This window comes from Desulfopila inferna, from assembly GCF_016919005.1.
In the GTDB taxonomy this organism is placed as follows: domain Bacteria; phylum Desulfobacterota; class Desulfobulbia; order Desulfobulbales; family Desulfocapsaceae; genus Desulfopila_A; species Desulfopila_A inferna.
Genome location: NZ_JAFFQE010000005.1, coordinates 154,165 through 176,582 on the forward strand (window position 1 = coordinate 154,165; position 22,418 = coordinate 176,582).

Consider the following 22,418-nt stretch of genomic DNA (forward strand, 5'->3'; position numbering starts at 1 on the left):
TGATGTCGATTTGGGCAAAAAAAAGCGACCGAGCGCTCGATAGCAATGGAGTTTTCATTGCGAATAACCATCTGAACAGGGAGAATTTCGATGCAGAGAGCAGGTGTGAACAAGAGTATATTGACGCCGGTTGAATTCCTCAACCGCAGTTTCCTTGTGTATCCGCAGAAGGTAGCCATCATCCACGGAGATCGGAGATATACCTACCAGGAATTTTATGAGAGAGTGAATCGTCTGGCCGGAGCTCTGCTCAAAGCGGGGGTCGGTCCGGGCGACAAGGTAGCCTTTATTTGCCCTAACATTCCGCCTCTGCTGGAGGCGCATTATGGTGTTCCTTTGATCGGCGCCGCTCTGGTGTGCGTCAATATTCGTCTTTCCCCCGGCGAGGTTTCCTACATCTTAAATCATTCAGATGCACGCTATGTTTTTGTTGACAGTGAATTTGCCTCTCTCATCGAGCCGTCCGAACTCGGCAATGTCAAGTTTGTCAATATTTGCGATACGGCTGCTCCGGCAACTCTGGACGGGCCGGAATATGAAGAATTTCTGTCCACTGGTTCAGCGGAGCCTGTCAAGTCTTTGATCGAGGACGAGGACCAGCTGCTCTCCATAAATTATACCAGTGGAACAACCGGTAAACCCAAAGGAGTAATGTATCATCATCGCGGAGCCTATCTCAATGCCATCGGCGAGATCCTCGAAGCCGGCATTGATGCCTCATCCGTCTATCTCTGGACTCTGCCGATGTTTCATTGCAACGGCTGGTGCTTTACCTGGGGCATAACCTCCGTTGGGGCCACCCATGTCTGTCTGCGCCAGGTAGTTGCCGAGGAAATTTATCGTCTTATCGAGAAGGAGGATGTCTCTCACCTCTGCGCCGCCCCCACCGTGCTTATCACCATGAGCACCTGGCCCGGCGCCGCTGATGTGAAGATGAAGAGAAAGCTGAAGATCATGACCGCGGGAGCGCCACCCGCGCCCACCATCATCAAAAACATGGAGGAGATCGGCGCGGATATCACTCATACCTATGGTCTGACCGAAGTCTACGGCCCCCATAGCGTCTGCGCTTGGCAGCCGGAATGGCAGAACCTCTCTGCCGAGGAGCAGGCCAACATGAAATCACGGCAGGGAGTACCGTATATCGTTACTCATTTCATGGATGTGGTCAATCCGGTGACCATGGAGCCGGTGCCTCGCGATGGTGAAACCATGGGTGAAATTGTCATGCGCGGCAATAATGTGATGACGGGATATTACAAGGATCCCGAAGCAACCGAGGAAGCCTTCGCCGGAGGCTGGTTTCACAGCGGGGACCTGGCGGTTATCCACCAGGATGGCTACGTCCAGATCCAGGATAGAAAGAAGGATATCATCATCAGCGGCGGTGAAAATATCTCCACCGTGGAAGTGGAAAACGTCATCTATCGCCACCCTGATGTGCAGGAAGTTGCGGTTATTCCGGTCCCCGATGAAAAATGGGGAGAGGTGCCCAAGGCCTTCATCGTACCCAAACCCGGCAGTACGCCGAATGCCGAAGACATCATAGCCTTTACCAAGGCCAACCTTGCCCGCTTCAAGGCTCCGAAATATGTCGAATTTGGTGAACTTCCCAAAACAGCCACCGGCAAGATCCAGAAGTTTAAACTCAGAGAAAACGAGTGGCGGGGACACAAGAGAATCCGATGATTTTCATACCCGGTATGCGGCAGGAAACGCTCCCTATCGTTGTTTCCTGCCCTTCTTCTCAGGCGATGGATGTCGGCGCGGAGGGCAGCTGTATAATATTTCATATTCCCTGATCAGCCTGGCCCTTCGGCCTAGGGAAGCTCTCGTTCCACCCATCCACCCGAAGGCGCCTGAAAGGACAGGCTGCGATCTGAGGTTATCACTGACACCATGCCGGCGGAAACCTCCAGTTCCCTGAAGATTTCTCCCGCAGAAAAGGAAAACTCCTCAAAATCGGGATTGCCAGCCGCATACCCAACGGCACGCTCCATGGTGGTGAACACGGCTATATCAGCTATGACTTCCTGGGCGGCCGTCCTCTCCCCCAACGCTACATCGAAAACGAAAAAACTGTTCAAGGTGCCATCAAAGACAAGAGACCGCTCCTCTGTGATAAAAAGAACGAGGTTTACCGATAAATAGCTTTCCACCGAATCTTCAATTAAAGTCAGCGGCATGGAAAGCCATGCAAATGGTTCGGAGGCTATGGCCAGCAACCTCTCGGAAGTTACCACACCGCCGACCTGTCCCTCCGTCCGAACCGAGCGAATCTCTTCCCCCAGAGACAGCTCCATCGTCCGCGGCTGAGCGCCCGCTTTAAGGGCAACAATGCTGCTGTCCGTAACATTGATTTCCACTGCATCCAAAAGGGATTGTTCATCGTATCGATCTTTGCGGTCATTGCTGCTGCATGCATCTGAAATGGAACTGATGATAAACACGCTCGCCACTGCAAGCCGTAAAAGATTGCGACCAACCAATACCAAAATCTTGCCCAATGGATGCATCGCTCCTCCATGCTCACCGATAATTTCGACATCCTCACTGCGTATTGTTGTTAAGGGCGCCCTGTTTAGAAAATGTCATCTGGTCGTCGGCAGAAAAAAATGGAAGGTCGAGCCCTCTCCCGGCTGCGATTCAACCCAGAGCCTGCCGTTGTGACGCTCGACGATTTTCCGGCATAATGCCAGTCCCAACCCGGTTCCCTGGTATTCTTCAGTCGTGTGGAGCCGTTGAAAAACCATGAATATACGCTCATGGAAGCGTGGGGGAACACCGATACCATTGTCTTTGACTGTAAACTCATAGCCGTTTTCACAGGGGCGACAGTTGATTTCTATCCTGGGTCTGAAGCTGTCGTTGTATTTGATGCCGTTGATGATAAGGTTCTGAAAAAGGCTCTCTATCAGGCTGGGATCAACGGTCAGGCTCGGCAGGTCTGCACAGACGACGACATGGGCATGTTTCTCCCGCAGAGTCGATTCAAGATTTTCCAGAACCGTTTCGACAAGATACCTGAGGTCTGTCGGCAGAAACGTACCAGGTCTGGTGGTCACGCGCGACAGTGAGAGCAACTCACGAATAAGAGTCTGCATGCGATGGCTGGCCGCCACCGCCCGATCGATAAATTGCTGGCCTTTCTCGTCTATCCGATCGCTGTAGCGAAGCTGCAGAAGCTGAAGAAAGCCGACCACTGAGCGCAACGGCTCCTGAAGGTCGTGAGAAACCGCATAGGCAAACTGCTCCAACTCCTTATTGGAACGCTCCAGATTCTCGGCCGCCCGCTTGCGGCTGGTGATGTCGCGCAGGATAACATGAATAGCATTGGAGTCAGCGAAGGGAAAATGGGCCGCAGTCACTTCGACGTCCACGGTGCCGCCGTCGAGACGGACTATTTTCGCCTCATATAGCGATTGCGGCTGGCCCAGCTCGCGCATGCGGTGGATTCTTCTCCTGATCACCGGATGATAGTCGGCATGAAACAGATCGTAGGGTGTCTTGCCGAGCAACTCTTCGGCAGTCTCCGCCCCAAACAGCCTCAGGCAGGCATCGTTGACCAGGGTTATGCGGTCCTGCTGGTTGATGTAGATCGCATCTGGAGAATGCATGAACAGACTGCGGTAGCGGATTTCTCCTACCCGCATGGCCTCCTCGGCATGCCGCCGGGCCAGAGCCTCGCTGATCACTCGGGCCAGGACTTCCAGAGTCTCCTGATCCTCGGGACCATAACCACCATCGCGATTCCCCACTGCAATTAATCCCACCGTCCTCTCTCCCTGCTTCAGCGGCACACCCAGCAGAGAGTATAGCGGCGGATGTCCGGGCGGCAGCCCGACACTCCGGGGATGTGAAGCCGGATCATTGGTCAAAAGAACAGTGCCTTTGCCGACACCATCAGAATATATGCCGCGGATATGGAAGTTTTTCGGAAATCTGTCACTTCCCTCCTTGCCGTTCACCGGACAGGCCTTCCAGGTCGGGTTGGATATGGCGATATCGTGCAATCCTCCATCCGGGCCGATCTCTCCAAGAAAAGAGAGGGTACTGCCGGTGACCTCCTCGGCCACATTCAGGCAGGCATTCCCAAATTCCTGGTCGCCGGCGCTTGTCACTACTGCCTCGAAGATGCGGTTAACGCCTCTCAGCAGTGCATTCTGCCGATCCGTGGCAATCTCGGTCAGTTTTTGTTCGGTAATATCCCGACCAAAGCCATAGGCCTTGATTACCTTTCCGGAAGCATCGCGCACAAATCTTCCATATCCATGGACAAAACGTATTTTGCCGTCGTTCATGCGGACGATGCGGTGAATCATGTCATATCTGGCGATACCCTGCCGAAGATCTTCCAGCGCCTGTGTTATAGCGGCACGATCCTCGGGATGAGCGAGAGCCAGGAGCTCTTCGGGAGTCAGGGGGCGCTTCGGACAACCATGGATCGCCAACCATTCACTGGAAAATTCCCAACGATCATCCACTATATCCCATTCCCATGCTCCGGTATGCGAAAGCCTTTCGGCTACCGTCAGCAAAAGTCGGCTGTGCTTGAGTTCCTCCTCCGCCTGCTTGCTTTCGGTAATATCAAGAAACAAAATGGCCAGCAGACCGGTTTGCGGGCTGAAGGCATAAACAACAAACCATTTGTCTAAAACCTCGCTGTATTTCTTAAACTTGGCAGGCTCACCACTCAAAGCCGCTGCGACGAGCATCTCGATCCAAGTGCTGTCAATTTTTGGAAACAACTGCCGGGCTGTGATTCCCTTGATCTTGTCCGGAGCAATACCGAGAAGCAGGCCTGTGGCTTTATTGATCTCCGTGAGGCGCAAATCATATGGGCGTCCCTCTTTATCGAAGATGAGCTCGGCCAGGCAAAAACCTTCCATCATAGCATCGAACAACCGATACAGGCAGCTCCCTCTATCTTCTAAACGCAACCTGTCGAGCTGCCCGGAAAGCTCCTCACACTGCCGCCCTCTGTCGGCCAGTTGGGAGCGCACCGCGGCTAATTCCTGCAGCAATTCCGCTCGGGATGTATTTTTGTTCGGCATAACCAGCTCTTGGTGGTTCGAAAATGTTCTCTCCGAAACCGGTCGGCATCGCCCCATTAAGCCCGGCCTGTCACTCCGCTACCTTCTTATTTTATTATAGCGCAATTTACGTATTATTTCCGCTGGCGTTAAAAGATTTTTCCACCGGGCTTGGCGGCCCGTGAAGTTCCTTATGGAGCCCAACTTAACCAGAAAAAGCATGCGTCAGTAACGCCATCATTATCACTTTCTTAATTTTGCTCATGACGCTCTGCTTTTTCATTGTTACAATAAGCGGTATTTTCCCTCCATGGCCGGCAGGAATCTCGTTTATGGATAAAGAGGATTTTCTCAACTCAACCATCAATGGCGTATCATGCGATTTAACAAACGAATGACTTTTATTCTGATTATCATATTTTCGGCAGCGGCAATCATTTTCGCGGTAAACCACGCCAATCGAAAACGTATTTTTAAAGAAAGCCGAAATTCGTTGTACACCATAGTTACAATCACCGTTGCCACAAACTCAGAGGAGCTGGCGAAGACCGCGATCGATGCAGCATATCAGGAACTTGATCGCCTCGGCAAGCTGCTGAATTTCTACGCAGATAACAGCGAACTCAGCGCTGTCAATCAAAACGCCGGCAATGCACCGGTGATTGTCTCGCCTGATACCCTGGAGATTATCAAAGCCGCCGTTTTTGCCGGTGGACAAACCAACGGCGGCTTTGACGTCACCATCGGACCTGTCGTCAAGCTCTGGAATTTTAAAGACAAAACAATGCCGACCAAAGATCAGGTGACAGAAAACTTAGCCGATGTCGGATTTAAAAATATTGTTATCGATGAGGCGGCATCTACCGTATTTCTAAAAAAAGCCGGAGTACAAATCGATTTAGGCGGCATTATCAAAGGATTTGCTGCCGACAAAGCTGTAGAGATTTTAAAGAGGCATGGGATCGAGGATGGCATTGTCGCGGTAGCCGGTGATATCGCAACCTTTGGCACCCAGCTGAATGGCCGGCCATGGCATATCGGCATCCAGAATCCGCGCCAGGAGGGAAATGACGATGCTCTTCTGGCAACCGTCGATCTTCGAGACAAGGGCATCTCCACCTCGGGAGATTACCAGCGTTTCTTTATTGCTGATGGTGTGCGGTATCATCATTTACTCAATCCGAAAACCGGATTCCCCGAAAGCCTTTGCCGGAGCGTAACCATCATTGCCGAAAAAACTGCTCTGACCGATGCCTTTGCCACCGGCATCTTCGTGATGGGGCCGGATGAAGGAATGAAAGTCCTGGAGCGTCTTGGTATGGATGGAATAATCGTAGACAGTAAAGGCAATGTCCTGCTGACAGAAGGTATAAAAGACCAGGTGCACCTATTTGATCGGCCTGCAAAAAGCTGATTTTGGCCCCTGCTCCCGGACGGAAAAAAACGTACGGGAGCAAGGCTAGATGGGTTCTATTCCACTGGACGAGGAATCAGCTTCCTGAGATTTGCCCCTTTAACACTTTCAGGGCTTCCAGAGTATGGTCCGGTTCGACCCTCTTTGTATGATCTGCACTGACCATAGCATATTGAATGAGTCCTTTCTGGTCGATTATATACCGTGATACCAGCGGCAGTCTCCAGGGATCATCGCCGTTATATTTTTCCAGATCGAGACCCAGCTGCAGGTATGCCTGTTTGAGATCTTCCGGAAAGGCGTAGACGACACCAAACTTTTCACCAACCTTGTTTCCGGGATCGCTCAAGATCTCCATGGTAAGCCCTTTCTCTTCCCGAAAGCTCCGGGAATGGTCTTTTGTCTGGGGGGAAATCATCAAAAGGGTGGCACCCAGTGCGGTAAATTCCGGGTGGGCCTCCTGCAGAGCTTCCAGCTCCAAATTACAGAATGGTCACCACCGTCCTCTATAAAAACCCAGGACAACCGAACCCGAGGAAAGGGTACTACCCAGATTAACGGAGTTACCCCGGGTATCTTCCAGGGTAAAATCGGGCGCTTTATCGCCTTTGGTCAATACCCTGTCCATAATTCCCGAATCGGTCAATTCCTTTTCCGCTCGCTCCATAACCTCCAGAACTTCGCCTGGAGCCGAAGATTGGAATTGCACCTTTTTTTCTTCGATTTTCTTTGTTAAATTCATAAACTGACTCCTTGCTGATCGAAAATCCGTTCTGATTTTCCTGTTATTCCGACTTTGTTTCGGCAAACAGCCAATCCTTCTGAGAGCGATGACAACCGATGCAGCCTTCTATCTTTCCCGCATCCATAACTTCCCCTTCCGGACCGTATTTCGCCCAGAACCAGTCCCCCGCATCAGGGTTGTATCCTTTTTTTCTATACATCGGGGTGAGTGACATCAGTTTCTCTTTATCTTTTCCATAGTTCTCTTTGACAATAATAGCCCCATCCGGCATGGGCTTATCTTCTTTAATGGCATTGACCGCAACATCATTGATGTAAAGCTTCAAAAAAGCGCCGTGCGGGCTCGTTCCTTCATACATGCCGTCTTTGCCTGGCCACATCTCCCATTCGGTGTAGGGGTGGGTTTCGGTGATGTAGGTCCAGAATGCTTCGGCTTGCGGTTCAGGCATGTGCGATTTAGCCATAACCAATGTCGTAGTTAGAGAGACGAGTGCAATGAGGATCATGCTTTTCTTCATTTTCATAACTACCTCCCATGTTGAATTTAAGTGATTTTCCGATACGGAGTTCCTCTTGAAGATGTATATTTCATTGATCGAAGGACATAAGGGGAAAAAGATTTATCAGGGTGACTAAATTCTCGGCTGATAAATAGGATATTCACCTTTTTTCGATGATTGCAAATTTCATGACATTTTACCTGGAATGTGAGAATACCGACAGATTGCTTGCCGGATACATGGTTGCCTTGCGGTTACTCCATTGGGTAGTGCGGTGTATACTCTATTTTCCAGATATCAAAAAGTCCTCTCGTTCCTATTCCATCTCCTTAAATCCTGTTTTACTGGAATAAATCTTGTGCAGCCGGATTCATCTCACTAATCCTCCATAACCCGTCTTTATCGGTGTAATGAAAAAAGGTTCAGCAGCAAAAGCGCTGGGCTTCCTTGCGTCAGCCCCGGCCGGATTGCGGCAATCGAATTTCAAAAGTGTAGGTTGGCGGTGAGCGTAGCGAACCCCAACAATTTTAAGTTTCTTTGCAACACCGTGGATAAAGAGTTTTTTTATGGAATTTTTCTCGAACGATTGAGCACAAATATGCTAAATCCGGCAGAGCCTGAAATAAAATCCAGGACTAGCCTGTTCTTTTTTCCGATAAAACTCTCCAGCTGATTGTTTTCATATCAAAAAAAATTTCTTTTTTTTGAATATTCATAATTTACTGAAATGACATCAATTATGGTTTTAGCTCAATAAAATTCTTATCGTTAATCGTCATTACAACGCATTTAAATTTATCTCGATTTGATTCGTCAGCAAAAAAGTGATATCCCTTGTAGAGAAGAAAAATACAATGAGGGCCTTAACGAAACAAACGAACACTACAAAGGAGAAAAAAATGCCTAAATTTGGAGAACTTATTCAAACTGCCGATTGGAAATCCGAAAAACACGTTCCGGTTATAGAATGCGCCGATCAGATTGGCGCGGATGAAGTATTCGATGTGAAAGTCTCTCTTGGCAAGGAGGTTGACCATCCCAACACCACCGAACATCATATCCGTTGGATCCAGTTGTATTTCAAGCCGGAGGGAGATAAGTTTGCATATCAAGTGGGCAATTATGAGTTTTCCGCCCACGGCGAAGCCGCTGCGGGCGCCAATGAAGGCCCTGTTTATACCCATCACGCCGCCACCGCATCCATGAAAATCAAAAAGCCGGGTACCCTCATTGCTACAGCTTTCTGCAACATCCATGGCCTCTGGGAAAATTCAAAAGAAATCAAGGTCGGCTAATTGGCAAAACCAGAGATCACCCCACCTGTTAAATTTGAAAGGGCTCGCTATTCTGGCGGGCCCTTTTGCTTTTTTTCTGTACCAAAAAAAACCAACCATTACCCATTGAATGTATAGCAGCCAGATCCATTATCTTCTGTCTGATTTTGACTCCATCGGTTATGATCCTTTTGAATCATGGATTTTGAAATGTGCATTCATCGTAATTGTGAACAAATTTTTTTATGAAGGTTTGTTATGGAAAGAGAACTTACTGCGGAAAGGATAGAGTTTCTTGAAAAGGACTATCGCAGGGGATTTATTAAATTCTGTGGATTTCAGCCATCCAGAATAGGCAAAGGACTTTTTGAAGCCGCTCTTGCAATAGGGGAAAACCACAAAACCCAGGATGATTTCATCCACGCCGGAGTAATTGCGACCATGTCCGATCATACCGCCGGATATGCCGCCTACACTCTTGTTTCCAATGATATCCGAATATTGACCATCGAGTTTAAAATCAATTTCTTAAAACCCGCCTGCGGTCATGCATTAAAGTGCAAATCAGAAATCATAAGTCACGGAAGACAGATTATAGTAGCCCAATCAACTGTATTTGATGTCAGGGATACTCATGAAAAAATGGTCTCCAAAAGCACCATCACCTTGATGGCGATAGATGCCGCTAGGTTAGAAAACACTGAAGGATAAATTGCACAGAATATAAACAGGTTGTGTACGTATGCTCAGGAAATTCTGTGGTTCTGTTCTTCAGCAAGACAATACCGATGAACATCCTTTATCCTCAGCTGGTTAGAGATGTTAAGATTATCGACATTCATTCTGTTTCAAAAAAGCCGTGGTCTGTCCTCGAATAATAATCCCCTCGCCCCCTCCTGATATTATTCCTGAAAACAAGGATCAAGGCATCAGGTCAGGCTTATTGATATCAATACCTATTTGTCCAACAACGTTTTTGCTCTGAAAATCAATTGCTGAGTAAATCTTATAAGCGGCTTTGATTTTAAATTCCAGCAATGCCAATAGAGTTTTACCGGAACGACGTAATCAGGAGCCAGATCCACCAATCGGCCTGTTCGGATAAAAGGCTCGGATTGTTGAAACGGCAACATGCCATATCCAATTCCCCTGGCAATGACATCCACGAATTTCTCGGCGGATGGTATATAGTTGACAGGGAGGTTTTCAGGTACTTCTCCCAGTACCAGCTTAAAAAGTTTATGGTGCAACTCATCTTTGCGATTAAAAATTATAGCGGGTGCTCGATACGCTTCAGCAATGGTAAGTCCATTTGGAAACCATTTTTTGGCAAATTGGGAAGTGGCCAGCATATGGTAATTCATCCGTCCTAAATAATCGGTTCTACAACCCTGCAAGGGGTTTTCCCTGGTGCTGATACACCCTACGACCTCACCATTTTTAAGCATCCGATGAGTCTGCTCCTGATCATCGACCCGGATATCCAACAAAATACCTTCCGCTAATACAAAGGATTGAATCGCATCAAGAAACCAGGTCGCCAGGCTATCGGCATTAAGAGCTAACGGTATCGATTTATACTCTTTGTCGACATGTTCATTCATTTCCCCGCAAAGATCATCCTCAAGCCGCTTGACCTGGAGATAATGTTTTAAAAGATTTCGGCCTGCTGAGGTTGGACGAGGGGGTGTGGTCCGTGCCAGTAGAATCTGGCCCATCTGCTCCTCCAGCAGTTTCACTCTTTGGGATACTGCGGATTGGGTGATATGGAGAGCATTGGCGGCTTTGTCAAAGCCGCCATCCTGAGCTACCAATGCCAGTGCTTCGATAAGTTTGTAGTCGAGCATGCGATTTTTATTAGAATTTTTAATATAATATGAAATTAATTAATTTTACTTTTTAGGCCACTTTATCTATTTTTACAAGTAAACAAATTTGAGGAGACAGAATTATGATCACACCTTTTTTACAGGGATTTGGGGCAAGCGGAGGGCTAATTGTGGCCATAGGTTCTCAGAATGCCTTTGTTTTATCTCAGGGAGTTCGTCGGAATCACCACGTGATTATCGCATTGATTTGCATTTTTTGTGATGCGGTCTTCATTACCGCGGGAATTGCAGGCGTCGGCGGAGCATTGTCCGCCAGCCCATCTCTTTCTCAGTGGGTAACATGGGGCGGCGCTGGATTTCTTTTTGTCTATGGCTGTAGCTCTCTCCGCTCTGCCATACGGGGCGGAAGCCTCGATACGAGTGATCGAGCCGTTCTTTCTCTGGGCTCTGCCATTTTGACGACATTAGCCGTTACCCTGCTAAACCCTCATTTTTATTTGGACACGGTCATCCTGCTTGGCAGCATTAGCAGCCAATTCTATGGGAACAATCTCTTATTGTTTTGGGCTGGAGCTATCTCTGCTTCAACACTGTGGTTTATTTGCCTTAGTCTTGGGGGGCAGATGCTTGCACCTGTATTCAGGAAACAAATATCTTGGCGGATTCTCGATACTTTGGTATGGGCTACAATGTGGATTATTGCAGCATCATTAATCATACAGTGAATATCAAACATTTCCACAAAAGGCTGAAAGACTGTCATTGGAGAAGCGTCTCTGCTAAATTTTTCTGCTTTTTCACATCTCAAAAAAGATAAGCGCGAAAAATCCTGTCAACCTGCGAACATCTTCGGCATCACAAAAAATAGTCCCTCTCCTAAAAGAGATATCCGCCAACCAGGCATAATCTACAAGTGTCTGTGTAGCTGTTTGCTAAATCGAGTACAAAGAGTCTGACGCCCCCATTTGATCGCACCCGAATTCCAATTGGCTTTCATTCGTAAATGGGTCCACAACCTGATAACTTTAACCATTTTATCGGCGCCGTAAGGTTGTACACCAGTTTATGTTGAATATTTATTCTCCTGAATATGCACCCGAAAATCACCAACTAACTTCTCATATGGTGGAGGGGTTTGATAGGGATTTTCTTTGATAATATCTAATAGCTTCTGAGCCTTATCCTTCAGGTCTGAGGCAGAAATTTTTTTGCGTCTTTGTGCTTGTTTTGTAAAAACCAGTTGCCAACTCACCAATCAAGCTCTTTTGAGCAGAAGTTTCACGGCTCAGTCTTTCCTTACAACCCATACAAGCATTTTATTATATTTTTAATATCAGCTTATCAAGAATTACCCGAGATTTCAGCTTTTTTCCCTGACGATAAGATGCCAATCTTGCCAACTTGTTTTCCTGTGTAACTTCGTTGTCCCTATCCTCAATATGGTAGTACCAACTATCATTATACCTACTTTTTACAACTATTGCATTCCCCTCTGAAGTTCTTAGAGTATTGGCCATGAAAGGTTGACTATCACATAGACCCTGGAGGATGTATGAAAATTTTAGTTGTAATTCTTGCAATGGCATTGAGCGGTTGCTCCGCTGCTGATGTGAGCATGTATCAGGGGAAGCACCCCCCATTTGATCTATTTACCTATTTTCAAGGAGAAACCAGAGGTTGGGGAATAGTGCAGGACCGTAAGGGGATGGTGAATAGACAATTTGTCGTGGATATCGAAGGGACGGTTGATGATCAGGGAAAACTCATTCTCAAGGAAGATTTTGACTGGAGTGATGGGGAACAATCCAACCGTACCTTGACAATCAGTCGAACTCCCGATGGTGAATTCATTGGCACGGCCGATGATGTGGTTGGTGATGCTGTTGGAAAAAGCGCCGGAAATGCTTTGCAGTGGGTCTACACCCTGCAGGTTGAAGTAGACGGCAAAACATGGGAGGTGGCATTTGATGACTGGATGTTCCTCCAGCCCGATCAGGTCGTTATTAACCGAACCGAAATGAGCAAATTCGGCCTGAAAGTTGGGGACGTGACGATGGTCTTCAGGAAGGGAGACAGGTGAAGGAGAAGGATCATGATTGCAGCTCTATTTTTGATGGCAATACTCTTGCCGAAAACCACGATGGCCATTCCGGTAGACATGGAACTTGTTGGTGCCGGGAAAGCTAAATATCTCGGTTTCGTAACCGTGTATGATGCAGCACTTTATGTCCGGAGTAAAGAGGGCATGGAAGAAATCCTGAGCCCGGCTACCTCGCGTTGTCTCAAGCTCGACTATGAAATCGAGGTCTCGGCTGAAGATTTTATTCGCGCGGCGGACACCATTCTTCGACGTCAGCATGATGAGGACAAGCTGTCTCGTGTGGAGGCTGAGATAAATAAACTGCACAGGAGCTACAGCAATGTCGGAAAAGGAGACAACTATACCCTCTGTTATGATTCTACACTAAAAGAAACAATCCTATCTCGCAACGGCTTACCACAGGTTGAGATTGTTTCCGAAGAATTTGCCGAGGTCTATTTCGGCATATGGCTTGGTCCAAAAGATCCATTGAGCGACGGTTTAAGAAACAGGCTGCTTGGTCAAAATTAGGGAGAAGTTTCATGGAAAGGTTTCTTGAGGTCTATCAACATTTGAACAGGAATAATCTCGAGACACTCGCTGAGATCTATAGTGACGACATCGTTTTTATTGATCCTGCTCACACTCTAAACGGATTGACGCAGCTCAGGGAGTATTTTGAGAAACTCTACTCAGGCCTTGATTCCATAAAGTTTGATTTTATCGATCACCAGCAGCAAAACGATGTCGCCTATGTTCAGTGGCGTATGGACATGCATCATTCACGATTGCGAAGAGGCCGGCTTGTGTCCGTTGAAGGGGTCAGCAGGCTGGAGTTTGATACGAAACAAAAAGTAAAGTTGCATCGAGATTATTTTGATCTGGGTGAAATGTTGTATGAAAACCTGCCGATCATCGGCAGGGTCATACTTTCTATAAAAAAGAGGCTGGGGCAATGAAAATTCTGGTAACGGGAGCAACTTCGGGCATCGGCAGGCAGCTGGCCATAGATTATCAAAGTCTGGGACACGAGGTCTGGGCGGTGGGGCGCAATGAGCAGGCACTTGCTGAGCTGGCTGAAAAGGGTCTGCATACGGGAAGAATTGATCTCACCGACCGGCAGACGGCTCTTGACTGGTTTGCAGGACTGGATAGTCTCGATCTGGCAATTCTTAATGCCGGGACCTGCGAGTATATCGACATGCCCAATTTCGACAGCGCCCTGATCAGCCGCGTAATGCGTTCCAATGTAGAATCTCTCGCAATATCAATAGAAGGCGTACTTCCTCTCCTACGGCGCGGCACTGATCCACATCTTGTCGGAGTGGGTTCGTCGGCCTCCTATGTACCGCTGCCAAGAGCGGAAGCCTACGGTGCCTCAAAAGCGGCTGTCGCCTATCTGCTGGAAACTCTGAGGATAGATCTGGCCCGGGAAAATATCAGTGTAAGCCTTGTTTCTCCTGGTTTTGTGAAGACTCCTCTGACTGACCGTAATGACTTTCCCATGCCGATGCGGATAAGCATTGAACAGGCCTGTGAGTCTATTCGCCGAGGGATTTCAAAAAGGCATCTGGAGATTCATTTTCCCAAAAGATTTACCCTGTCGCTCAAATTTCTGTCGCTGCTGCCCCGCCGACTCTGGCTGGCCATGGCAAAAAGGATGGTGACCGCATGAACGGAAAAAAAATTGCCATTGTGGGTACGGGCATTTCAGGCCTGACCTGCGCCTACCATCTCAGCCGCAATCATAATGTGACGATATTTGAATCTGAAGATTACATCGGAGGCCATACACATACCGTCGAGGTGGAAAAGGATGGTGAAAAAGTAAAAATAGATACTGGATTTATCGTCTTCAATGACCGCACCTATCCGAATTTTACAAAAATGATGGAGGAAATCGGCGTTTCCTCACAAAAAACCGAGATGAGTTTTTCGGTGCGCAATGATGCCCTTGCTCTTGAATATAACGGCGGCAGCCTTACGGGGCTTTTTGCCCAACCAAGGAACATGGTTCGCCCGGCTTTCTGGCGTCTGCTGCGTGATGTGGTGCGTTTTAATCAGGAAGTTCGCGAGGCGTCTGAAGATAATTCCACTCTTCTGGGTGAGTTTCTCAACCGCGGAAAATATAGCCAACATTTCCGGGAAAACTACATCATTCCTATGGTTTCAGCAATCTGGTCAATGGGATTTGCAGGCTGCTACGAATTCCCTCTCTCTTTCTTTTTTAAATTCTTCGATAATCATGGTTTGCTGGATTTCACCAATCGACCGCAATGGTATACCATACAAGGCGGATCCAGCAGCTATATTGAGCCTTTAACCAGACGTTTTCGCAAGAATATTCGCCTCAACACACCGGTTATCGGTTTGCGGCGGCGGCAGGAATCGGTTGAGGTTGAAACAGCTTTGGGAACAGAGGTTTTTGACGAGGTCATCCTTGCCTGTCATGGTGACCAGGCTCTGGCTCTTATCAGGGAACCGAGTCATAAGGAGCTGGAGGTGCTGTCGGCTTTTACCTGCAGTGATAATTCGGTTATTCTGCACACCGATACCAGCCATCTGCCGAAGGCCCGGCGGGCCTGGGCAGGCTGGAATTATCGCGTGATTGACAGCGCTCTGCATCAGGCGACGCTCACTTACAACATGAACATTCTTCAGCGTCTTGACAGCAACCACACCTATCTGGTGAGCCTCAATCAGGACATAGCCGACGAACATGTGCTGGCGCGTTTTCATTACAGCCATCCCGTCTATACCACAGATGCCGTAATGGCCCAGAAAAAATGGCAATCGGTAAGCGGTGCGGCATCTCTTCATTTTTGTGGCGCCTACTGGCACAACGGTTTTCACGAAGACGGGGTTAACAGTGCCCTGAGGGTCTGCCGCATGGTGGAGGGGAAATCATGAATTCGGCAATATATGTGGGCCGCATCAGCCACCGCAGATATATTCCTCAATCTCACATGTTCAGTTATCCCTTTTTCATGTGGTATCTTGATCTTGATGAAGTCTCTCAGCTGCCATCCATGCAGCCCTGGTTTTCTCCAAGAAGGTGGGCCTTCGCCAGGTTTTATCGTCCTGATTATTATGGTGATCCAAACAGGCTGCTGGCCGATTGCATCAAAGAGAGAATGGCGGAATTAACCGGAACAGGCGTGACCGGCAGGATCTGTGGCCTTCTGAATCTCCGGACCATGGGGCTTTATTTCAGCCCGGTCAACTTCTATTATGGTTTTGATGAGGCCGGAGAGCTAAGCCACTTCATGGCCGAGGTATCTAATATTCCATGGAATAAAAGGCATCAATATGCTCACCTTGTATCGGGAGGGAAACTGAGGCCGAACCATAAAAAAGCCTTTCATGTATCACCCTTCAACCATATGGACCAACATTATAGCTGGTATATTCAACCTCCAGGCGAGAGTCTTGCGGTGGAACTGAAGGTAAATGACCGGCGGGGAGAAATCTTTGAGGCCCGCTTGCGGCTCAACAGGACGCCTCTCAATTCTGGTCGAATTGCCGGCTTGATCATGAAAAAACCAGTGATGACCGGCTCCATCGTTGCCAGAATTTACTGGCAGGCCGCCAAACTTTATATCAAGGGCGTTCCCTACTTAGGTTATGCCAGGGAGGAATTATGAACCCCAACGAAATAACTACATTATATCAGGCAGAGAACCAAGTCAGACCATTTTCTTTTAGCTTTGCCAGGCGATTGATCCATAAGATGCTCAGCGGGTTGCACCACGGCCGTCTCGTTCTGCACGACTCCGGTGAAATGATTGCTTTCGGCAGCAGAGAGAGTGAACTTGTTGCGCATGTCTATATCCATTCGCAGGCAATCTACCCCAGGGTTTTACTGGGCGGCTCCATTGGAGCCGGTGAGGGATATATTGAAAGACTGTGGGACACCGACGATTTAACGGCTCTGGTAAGAATTATGGTTGCGAATATGGATGTTCTCGACGGCATGGAAAAAGGTTTTGCCTGGCTGCTCCGACCGTTCCGGACCTTGCGCCATTTACTTAACAGAAACAGTCGGCAGGGTGCAAAAAAGAATATTCTTTCTCATTATGATTTGGGCAACGAAATGTATGCCGCTTTTCTTGACCCGACCATGATGTATTCCTCTGCGGTTTTTCCTCACCCGTACAGCAGCCTTGAAGAAGCGGCTCAGTACAAACTGAAGCTTATCTGCACCAAGTTAGAACTGCAGGCAAACGATCATGTTATGGAAATCGGTACCGGCTGGGGAGGATTTGCCATTTACGCGGTAAAAAAATATGGCTGTCGGGTTACTACTACTACTCTCTCTGAAGCTCAATATCAGGAGGCGGTCAAACGGGTTGAGGCTGCGGGTCTTCAGGACCGGATCAGTGTGCTGCGGCAAGATTATCGGGATCTGCAGGGCAAATATGACAAAGTGGTTGCTATTGAGATGATCGAAGCGGTGGGACATGCATATCTTCCGGAATTCTTCAAGAAATGCGGTGAATTGTTAAAAGAGGACGGCAGGATGTTGCTTCAGGCTATAACCATCCGCGATCAGAAATATGAAAATTATGCAGGCAATGTCGATTTTATCCAACAGCATATATTTCAGGGAGGATGTCTGCCCTCCATCACAAGGATGCAGAGTATACTGACAAGCACCACCGATATGGTGGTGCGCCACCTGGAAGATTTTGGCGGTGATTATGCCCGTACCCTCGCCCTTTGGCGCGAACGATTTAATCAGGCAGCTGGCCGACTCGGAGAACTTGGTTATGATGAACGATTCAGGCGGCTGTGGAATTTTTATCTCTGTTATTGCGAGGGCGGATTCCTGGAACGTTCCATCAGCGTTGTCCATATTGTTGCTGATCGCCCTGCTGCGAGGCCGAAGTGAATTGAATGAACATTTATCTTAATATTGTCTTCTATCAGGCTATCTGGTTTTTGTGTGTGCTTTACGGAAACTTCGGAGCACTGGGGGGCCTTGTACTTCTTGCCCTGCATCTGATGCTCAGTGACAGACGGGCTGCCGATGCGAAGATGATTGTCTTTTTTATAGCAGCTGGGGTTCTTATCGACACTGCAATGCAGGAATTTGGAATTTTGGCATTTGCGGCACCCTCATGGCTCATCCCCTTTTGGTTGATCGTCATCTGGGCCGGCCTTGCCACCCTGCCTCTGCACAGTCTGCGCTGGATGCAGGGCAGGCACCTGATCAATATTTTCTTTGGGGGACTGGGAGGGCCATTGGCCTATTGGGGGGGAGTAAAACTCGGCGGTGCCGAATTTCCGCAGACTCCTTCCCTCTCACTTGCAGTGCTCGGCGTGGTTTGGGCGGTTTTCTGGCCTCTTGCCATGTATCTGGCAGCGCGAATCTCCTTTTCCATCCATCTTCTTGACAGAGCGGCAGAGAAAGGATAATCAAATGAAAGAATTCTTAAAAGGAGAGGTAACTATGGGGGACGCGGACCTCTATCAGGTGGTGGTAAACTCACTTTCGGCCCATGTGGCTATTTTGAACGAGCAGGGTGTTATCCTTGAAACCAATGAGGCATGGCAGGAGTATGCCCGGGCCAACGGCATGAAAGAGGGTTGGGACTGCGTCGGCATCAACTATTATTCCGTCTGCCGGGGTGGAGACAGTAATCATCTGGATGATGCAGGGAGTGTCGTCAGAGGAATCGAAAAAGTTGCACGTGGAGAACTCCAGGAGTTTTTTCATCAATATCCCTGTCACAGCCCTGATGAAAAACGTTGGTTCGTCGTCCGCGTGGTGCCCTACAGGGACGAGGAAGTTCAGAGGGTTATTGTTACCCATGAGGACATAACTCCCGTCATGATGGTGCAGGAAGAACTAAAGCGTAAGGAAGTGGAACTGCTCCGCCAACGGGAAAGACTGGAAGAGACCAATATCGCCTTGAAGGTGCTTCTCCGTCAGCGAGATGAAGACAAAACCCGCATCGAAGAAACCATCTATACCAATGTCGACCGATTGGTCCTGCCCTATGTGGAGAGACTGCTTCAGGGTAAACTGACGGAACAGCAACGTACTCTTGCCGAAGTGGTGGAGAGTAATCTCCGGGAAATCACCGAACCTTTTCTGCACACTTTAGCCGGCATCAAGGTAATGCTCACTCCCCAGGAAATAGAGGTTGCCAATATGGTGCGGGGTGGTAGATCAAGCAAGGAAATTGCCGAAATGCTGAATCTTTCCGTCAGTGGCGTCGATTTTCACAGAAAAAGCCTGCGCCGCAAGCTCGGCCTCACCAACAGCCCGCAAAATCTTCGATCTTATCTGATGTCACTGGAATAAAAGACAGGGATTATTCAGGTGGTGTTTATAGAATTCTTTGTACTGCTGCTTTTCAGGTTTTTTTATTCGTAAAATGGGATACCCGACTCAGAAGCGAACGGATGCCCATAGATGTATACTTACCAGCAAATCACAAATCGGGGTCAGACCATAATTACAACCATTATTCTAGATATTTAATGGTAAAAAACAGGAATTTTCGATGCTTATAGGCCCCTTTTGCCCCCCAATAAGAGTGTTGTAAGGCAATCCCTGATAAACTACCGGCCTGATCTCTATAGGATCAGCGGCGAAAGCGGAGGTAAAATCGGAGATTTCCTCTGGCCGCTCTTCCTGCAGAATTTGAACAAATCACTGCAGCTTAGTCCGCTGTAATCTGAGAAATACAATATCTGACCTGCTCTTTCAAAAACAAAGAGGAAAGACCAGAGGGTTAGAGTAATTTTTATTTGCTATTTTAATTTTACTCTGACCCTTTTTATCCCTGACCCTTTTTATCCCGTAGAGGGGCGCGATACTGACAATGCTTATCATGTATCATGTATGTCCCTTATTATTTTCTCTGGAAGAATAAGCTGAAACAGATATGGAATCGGTGAGGTATTGGGAGGCTCTGTCGCCGGAGAAAGCGAAACGTTTATGAAAAAATTTTCCTTTTTCCAGAAACTCAAGAAGCGAAGACGGATGTGGCTATTCACGGGGTTTATCCTTCTCGCCATTTTGGGGCTTGTGGGCATTTGGCGCTTTACACCCCTTCAGTATTTCACCGATCAGGAAAACCTGAGCGGGCTCATCACTTTTGTCCGGGGCCAGTGGTGGACCCCCCTTGCCGTCATCGCGGCCTACCTGGTGGCCAACAGCCTTCTGTTTCCCAATATGGTGTTGAACGGTGCGATTATTCTGACCCTGGGGGGATTTCTCGGCTGGGCCTGCGCCATCACCGGCAGCCTGTCAGCCGCTTCTCTCTTCTTTTTCCTTGGTCGACGGTTCGGCACCGGAAAAATCGATTTTATGAAAGGAAAACGTTTCCAGAAGGTGCAGAGTTTTTTGCGTAAAGGCGGGATTGGCGCCGTGGTCGGTGTCCGGATGATACCCGTTGCCCCCTATGCGGTCGTGAATACCGCGGCTGGATCGATAAATCTTCGCTTCCGGGATTTCCTGATCGGCACCTTCATCGCTCATCTTCCGGGAACCCTGACTTTGGCCATTTTCGGGGAACAGCTGGAAAACGTGATCACAGATCCTTCCGCTGAAAATATCGCGCTCTTGCTGGCAGTGGTGATACTGGGAATTGCATTGATCTGGGGAATCAAGCGGTATGCGCGCAAACGCATCGAAAGCACTGAAAGAGGAGAGACCAGGGATGACATCAGAAAGCGATAAAGTCAAAACCATCATGACTCGAAACGAGGTTGAAATCTGCTATGAAACCTTCGGGGATCGGGGTGGCCCGCCGCTGGTGTTGATTATCGCTGGCCACGCAGATGAGCGCCTGGCGGAACCCTTTTGCCGCAAAAAAAAAGTGGAGAACCACTTTTCAATCGGTGACAAGAGTCAAGAAAAGGTTTGCCCCTTATCCTATTGACCGATTCCATTACCACGTTAACCGCTGTCTGGAACTCAACTCCTCGGCGCGTAGAACAGGTTCTGAATGCGGTCAGCCCCGAGAGCCTCACGGTGATGTCGATGCACCATCATGCTTTCGTCATAGCCGGCGAAGTCACATTTCAATATATGATGGACCTGCAGGCATGAAACTGTTAATTCGCTCATATTCGAAAAATTCCTCTAAAAATAGGCCTTGATTGTGCATGTAGGTTTCCGAAGCAGATTTTTCTATCTCTTTCCCCCTTAAACAGGACATCAATGGTTAAGACAACAGAATATACAAAGCTGATTCTTATAGCACTTGGTCTATTAGCTCTTTTTCTTTTGCTATCTTTGTTGTTGAGATCAGCCGTGCAGATACTGCTTCTGATTTTCGCCGGAATCCTCTTCTCCATTTTTATCCGTGGACTGAGCAATTTCCTTTTCGGCAAATTCAATCATCTGTCGGAAAATTGGAGCATAGCCATTACCCTCATGCTTCTGGTCATTGCCTTCATCGCCTTCTTCATTCTGTTGGCTCCGCAACTTGCCGAACAGGGAGGCAAACTGGTGGAACAGATACCTGAAGCCTTCAATAATCTCAGGGAGAGAATAAATCACCTGGACTGGCTCGAGAATCTTTTCCAGTCCTTCGGCGGATCTTCTGCACTCTCATCCGCCGGGACAGTGAGCAGTCAAGCCCTTGGTTTTTTCGCCACAACTATCGGAATAATTACCAGCATGTTTATTATTCTCTTCGTCGGCTTATATCTCTCCTTTACCCCTCAATACTACATCAACGGTATCATACGCCTGGTCCCGCAAAATGGACGACAGCGGACCGGACAAGTCTTCAGCGCCCTTGACTATACTCTTGGTCTCTGGCTTATCGGCAGATTTACCGGCATGCTGGTGGTAAGTGTCTCCACCTTTATCGGTTTGTATTTCCTCAAGGTTCCTCTGCCTCTCAGCCTTGCTGTTCTTGCCGGTCTTTTGACATTTATCCCCAACATCGGGCCGATTCTCTCAGCTATTCCGGCTATTCTTCTGGGATATACCGAATCTCCGTCAACCGCCCTGTATGTGATTTTGCTCTATCTTTTAATACAGGGTATCGAAAGCTACATTATCACTCCTCTCATTCAGCAGAGGGCGGTAGCCATGCCGCCGGTTCTTACTCTCACCTCACAGGTCGTTCTCGGCACCGCTCTGGGCTTTCTCGGTCTTTTGCTTGCCACTCCTCTTACGGCAGCCGCCATGGTGCTTGTCAAAATGCTGTATATAGAAGATGTACTTGGGGAAAAGTGTGAAACCGATGGTATCGAAGAATAGTCCTTTGTAATAAGAAGAACTTTTCCCGATCTCGACAGGCCGGGATCAGGAGAATGATTGTCTGCTGTCGCAGGACAGTTGTCCGTTCGGAAAGGAAGAATTCCGCACTCAGGGGTATTTCGGCTCGCCGATATTTGACCCATTTCGCCATTCATCACTTGTCCAAGCCTACCAATCCCGCTCAGGGAGACTTTCTTCCTGTCTTTTTCAATTAACAACTGCAAAAGGGAACTTTGGCGGATGTCCGGAGTGGTTTTCCGGTGCAGCGAATACACCAGCTTCTTTTCGCCAGGCAAGCTATCTATGCGAGGAGGA

General features: G+C 48.2%; 25 protein-coding genes. 17 read left to right on the forward strand and 8 right to left on the reverse strand.

Annotated elements, in window-relative coordinates; genetic code table 11:
* The first annotated feature begins 90 nt into the window (after positions 1-90).
* Positions 91-1,689, forward strand: a complete 1,599-nt coding sequence (locus JWG88_RS13695; RefSeq protein ID WP_205234356.1) for an acyl--CoA ligase family protein — start codon at positions 91-93, stop codon at positions 1,687-1,689.
* 131 nt (positions 1,690-1,820) lie between these two features.
* On the opposite strand, the gene JWG88_RS13700 is transcribed toward JWG88_RS13695, so the two are convergent.
* Both JWG88_RS13700 and JWG88_RS13705 read right to left on the reverse strand, forming a co-directional pair.
* Positions 1,821-2,516: a hypothetical protein gene (locus JWG88_RS13700; RefSeq protein ID WP_205234357.1), complete on the reverse strand. Its 696-nt coding sequence runs from the start codon at positions 2,514-2,516 to the stop codon at positions 1,821-1,823.
* Between the two features lie 75 nt (positions 2,517-2,591).
* Entirely contained in the window at positions 2,592-5,054 is a 2,463-nt protein-coding gene (locus JWG88_RS13705; RefSeq protein ID WP_205234358.1) for a PAS domain S-box protein, read from the reverse strand.
* Between the two features lie 355 nt (positions 5,055-5,409).
* Between JWG88_RS13705 and JWG88_RS13710 the strand changes: the two genes are divergently transcribed.
* Complete coding sequence (locus tag JWG88_RS13710) at positions 5,410-6,447, forward strand: FAD:protein FMN transferase (protein WP_205234359.1); 1,038 nt, start codon at positions 5,410-5,412, stop codon at positions 6,445-6,447.
* 76 nt (positions 6,448-6,523) lie between these two features.
* Here JWG88_RS13710 and JWG88_RS13715 read toward each other — a convergent pair whose 3' ends face one another.
* The 3 genes from JWG88_RS13715 to JWG88_RS13725 are packed head-to-tail and all read right to left on the reverse strand — an operon-like array spanning position 6,524 to position 7,715.
* A complete protein-coding gene (locus JWG88_RS13715) occupies positions 6,524-6,928 on the reverse strand; it encodes a peroxiredoxin-like family protein (protein WP_205234360.1) in 405 nt (134 codons plus the stop codon).
* A gap of 12 nt (positions 6,929-6,940) precedes the next feature.
* Positions 6,941-7,189 (reverse strand): thioredoxin domain-containing protein, encoded by a 249-nt coding sequence (locus JWG88_RS13720; protein WP_205234361.1) that lies wholly within the window; start codon positions 7,187-7,189, stop codon positions 6,941-6,943.
* A gap of 43 nt (positions 7,190-7,232) precedes the next feature.
* The gene (locus tag JWG88_RS13725; RefSeq protein ID WP_205234362.1) at positions 7,233-7,715 is read right to left on the reverse strand and encodes a cytochrome P460 family protein; all 483 of its coding nucleotides are present in this window, start codon (positions 7,713-7,715) and stop codon (positions 7,233-7,235) included.
* Positions 7,716-8,590: 875 nt separating this feature from the next.
* Here JWG88_RS13725 and JWG88_RS13730 point away from each other — a divergent pair.
* Complete coding sequence (locus JWG88_RS13730) at positions 8,591-8,986, forward strand: class II SORL domain-containing protein (protein ID WP_205234363.1); 396 nt, start codon at positions 8,591-8,593, stop codon at positions 8,984-8,986.
* Between the two features lie 237 nt (positions 8,987-9,223).
* Positions 9,224-9,676: a PaaI family thioesterase gene (locus JWG88_RS13735; RefSeq protein ID WP_205234364.1), complete on the forward strand. Its 453-nt coding sequence runs from the start codon at positions 9,224-9,226 to the stop codon at positions 9,674-9,676.
* A 245-nt stretch (positions 9,677-9,921) separates the two neighbouring features.
* On the opposite strand, the gene JWG88_RS13740 is transcribed toward JWG88_RS13735, so the two are convergent.
* The gene (locus JWG88_RS13740; protein ID WP_205234365.1) at positions 9,922-10,812 is read right to left on the reverse strand and encodes a LysR family transcriptional regulator ArgP; all 891 of its coding nucleotides are present in this window, start codon (positions 10,810-10,812) and stop codon (positions 9,922-9,924) included.
* 104 nt (positions 10,813-10,916) lie between these two features.
* Here JWG88_RS13740 and JWG88_RS13745 point away from each other — a divergent pair, with 104 nt between their 5' ends.
* On the forward strand, positions 10,917-11,519 hold the full coding sequence (locus JWG88_RS13745; RefSeq protein ID WP_205234366.1) for a LysE/ArgO family amino acid transporter: 603 nt from the start codon (positions 10,917-10,919) through the stop codon (positions 11,517-11,519).
* 338 nt (positions 11,520-11,857) lie between these two features.
* On the opposite strand, the gene JWG88_RS13750 is transcribed toward JWG88_RS13745, so the two are convergent.
* Positions 11,858-12,046 (reverse strand): type II toxin-antitoxin system RelE/ParE family toxin, encoded by a 189-nt coding sequence (locus JWG88_RS13750; protein WP_240194450.1) that lies wholly within the window; start codon positions 12,044-12,046, stop codon positions 11,858-11,860.
* 300 nt (positions 12,047-12,346) lie between these two features.
* On the opposite strand from JWG88_RS13750, the gene JWG88_RS13755 reads away from it, so the two are divergent.
* The 11 genes from JWG88_RS13755 to JWG88_RS13805 all read left to right on the forward strand — a co-directional run bounded on the left by JWG88_RS13755 (position 12,347) and on the right by JWG88_RS13805 (position 20,769).
* Entirely contained in the window at positions 12,347-12,874 is a 528-nt protein-coding gene (locus tag JWG88_RS13755; RefSeq protein ID WP_205234367.1) for a DUF3833 domain-containing protein, read from the forward strand.
* A 12-nt stretch (positions 12,875-12,886) separates the two neighbouring features.
* Complete coding sequence (locus JWG88_RS13760; RefSeq protein ID WP_205234368.1) at positions 12,887-13,405, forward strand: chalcone isomerase family protein; 519 nt, start codon at positions 12,887-12,889, stop codon at positions 13,403-13,405.
* 11 nt (positions 13,406-13,416) lie between these two features.
* Complete coding sequence (locus JWG88_RS13765; protein WP_205234369.1) at positions 13,417-13,833, forward strand: nuclear transport factor 2 family protein; 417 nt, start codon at positions 13,417-13,419, stop codon at positions 13,831-13,833.
* Positions 13,830-14,549 carry an SDR family NAD(P)-dependent oxidoreductase gene (locus JWG88_RS13770; RefSeq protein WP_205234370.1) on the forward strand — a complete coding sequence of 240 codons (720 nt, stop codon included), beginning with the start codon at positions 13,830-13,832 and terminating at the stop codon, positions 14,547-14,549. Before JWG88_RS13765 ends, JWG88_RS13770 begins: the two co-directional genes overlap by 4 nt.
* A complete protein-coding gene (locus JWG88_RS13775; protein WP_205234371.1) occupies positions 14,546-15,784 on the forward strand; it encodes an NAD(P)/FAD-dependent oxidoreductase in 1,239 nt (412 codons plus the stop codon). Before JWG88_RS13770 ends, JWG88_RS13775 begins: the two co-directional genes overlap by 4 nt.
* Entirely contained in the window at positions 15,781-16,518 is a 738-nt protein-coding gene (locus JWG88_RS13780) for a DUF1365 domain-containing protein (RefSeq protein WP_205234372.1), read from the forward strand. The genes JWG88_RS13775 and JWG88_RS13780 overlap by 4 nt, the downstream gene beginning before the upstream one ends.
* A complete protein-coding gene (locus tag JWG88_RS13785) occupies positions 16,515-17,765 on the forward strand; it encodes an SAM-dependent methyltransferase (RefSeq protein ID WP_205234373.1) in 1,251 nt (416 codons plus the stop codon). The genes JWG88_RS13780 and JWG88_RS13785 overlap by 4 nt, the downstream gene beginning before the upstream one ends.
* A gap of 5 nt (positions 17,766-17,770) precedes the next feature.
* On the forward strand, positions 17,771-18,292 hold the full coding sequence (locus JWG88_RS13790) for a DUF2878 domain-containing protein (protein ID WP_205234374.1): 522 nt from the start codon (positions 17,771-17,773) through the stop codon (positions 18,290-18,292).
* Positions 18,293-18,296: 4 nt separating this feature from the next.
* Positions 18,297-19,184 carry a PAS and helix-turn-helix domain-containing protein gene (locus JWG88_RS13795; protein WP_240194451.1) on the forward strand — a complete coding sequence of 296 codons (888 nt, stop codon included), beginning with the start codon at positions 18,297-18,299 and terminating at the stop codon, positions 19,182-19,184.
* Between the two features lie 639 nt (positions 19,185-19,823).
* Entirely contained in the window at positions 19,824-20,567 is a 744-nt protein-coding gene (locus JWG88_RS13800) for a TVP38/TMEM64 family protein (RefSeq protein WP_205234375.1), read from the forward strand.
* The gene (locus tag JWG88_RS13805; protein ID WP_205234376.1) at positions 20,548-20,769 is read left to right on the forward strand and encodes a hypothetical protein; all 222 of its coding nucleotides are present in this window, start codon (positions 20,548-20,550) and stop codon (positions 20,767-20,769) included. Before JWG88_RS13800 ends, JWG88_RS13805 begins: the two co-directional genes overlap by 20 nt.
* Before the next feature lie 35 nt (positions 20,770-20,804).
* On the opposite strand, the gene JWG88_RS13810 is transcribed toward JWG88_RS13805, so the two are convergent.
* On the reverse strand, positions 20,805-20,957 hold the full coding sequence (locus JWG88_RS13810; protein ID WP_205234377.1) for a hypothetical protein: 153 nt from the start codon (positions 20,955-20,957) through the stop codon (positions 20,805-20,807).
* A gap of 93 nt (positions 20,958-21,050) precedes the next feature.
* Between JWG88_RS13810 and JWG88_RS13815 the strand changes: the two genes are divergently transcribed.
* Positions 21,051-22,103: an AI-2E family transporter gene (locus JWG88_RS13815; protein ID WP_205234378.1), complete on the forward strand. Its 1,053-nt coding sequence runs from the start codon at positions 21,051-21,053 to the stop codon at positions 22,101-22,103.
* Positions 22,104-22,418 lie beyond the last annotated feature (315 nt).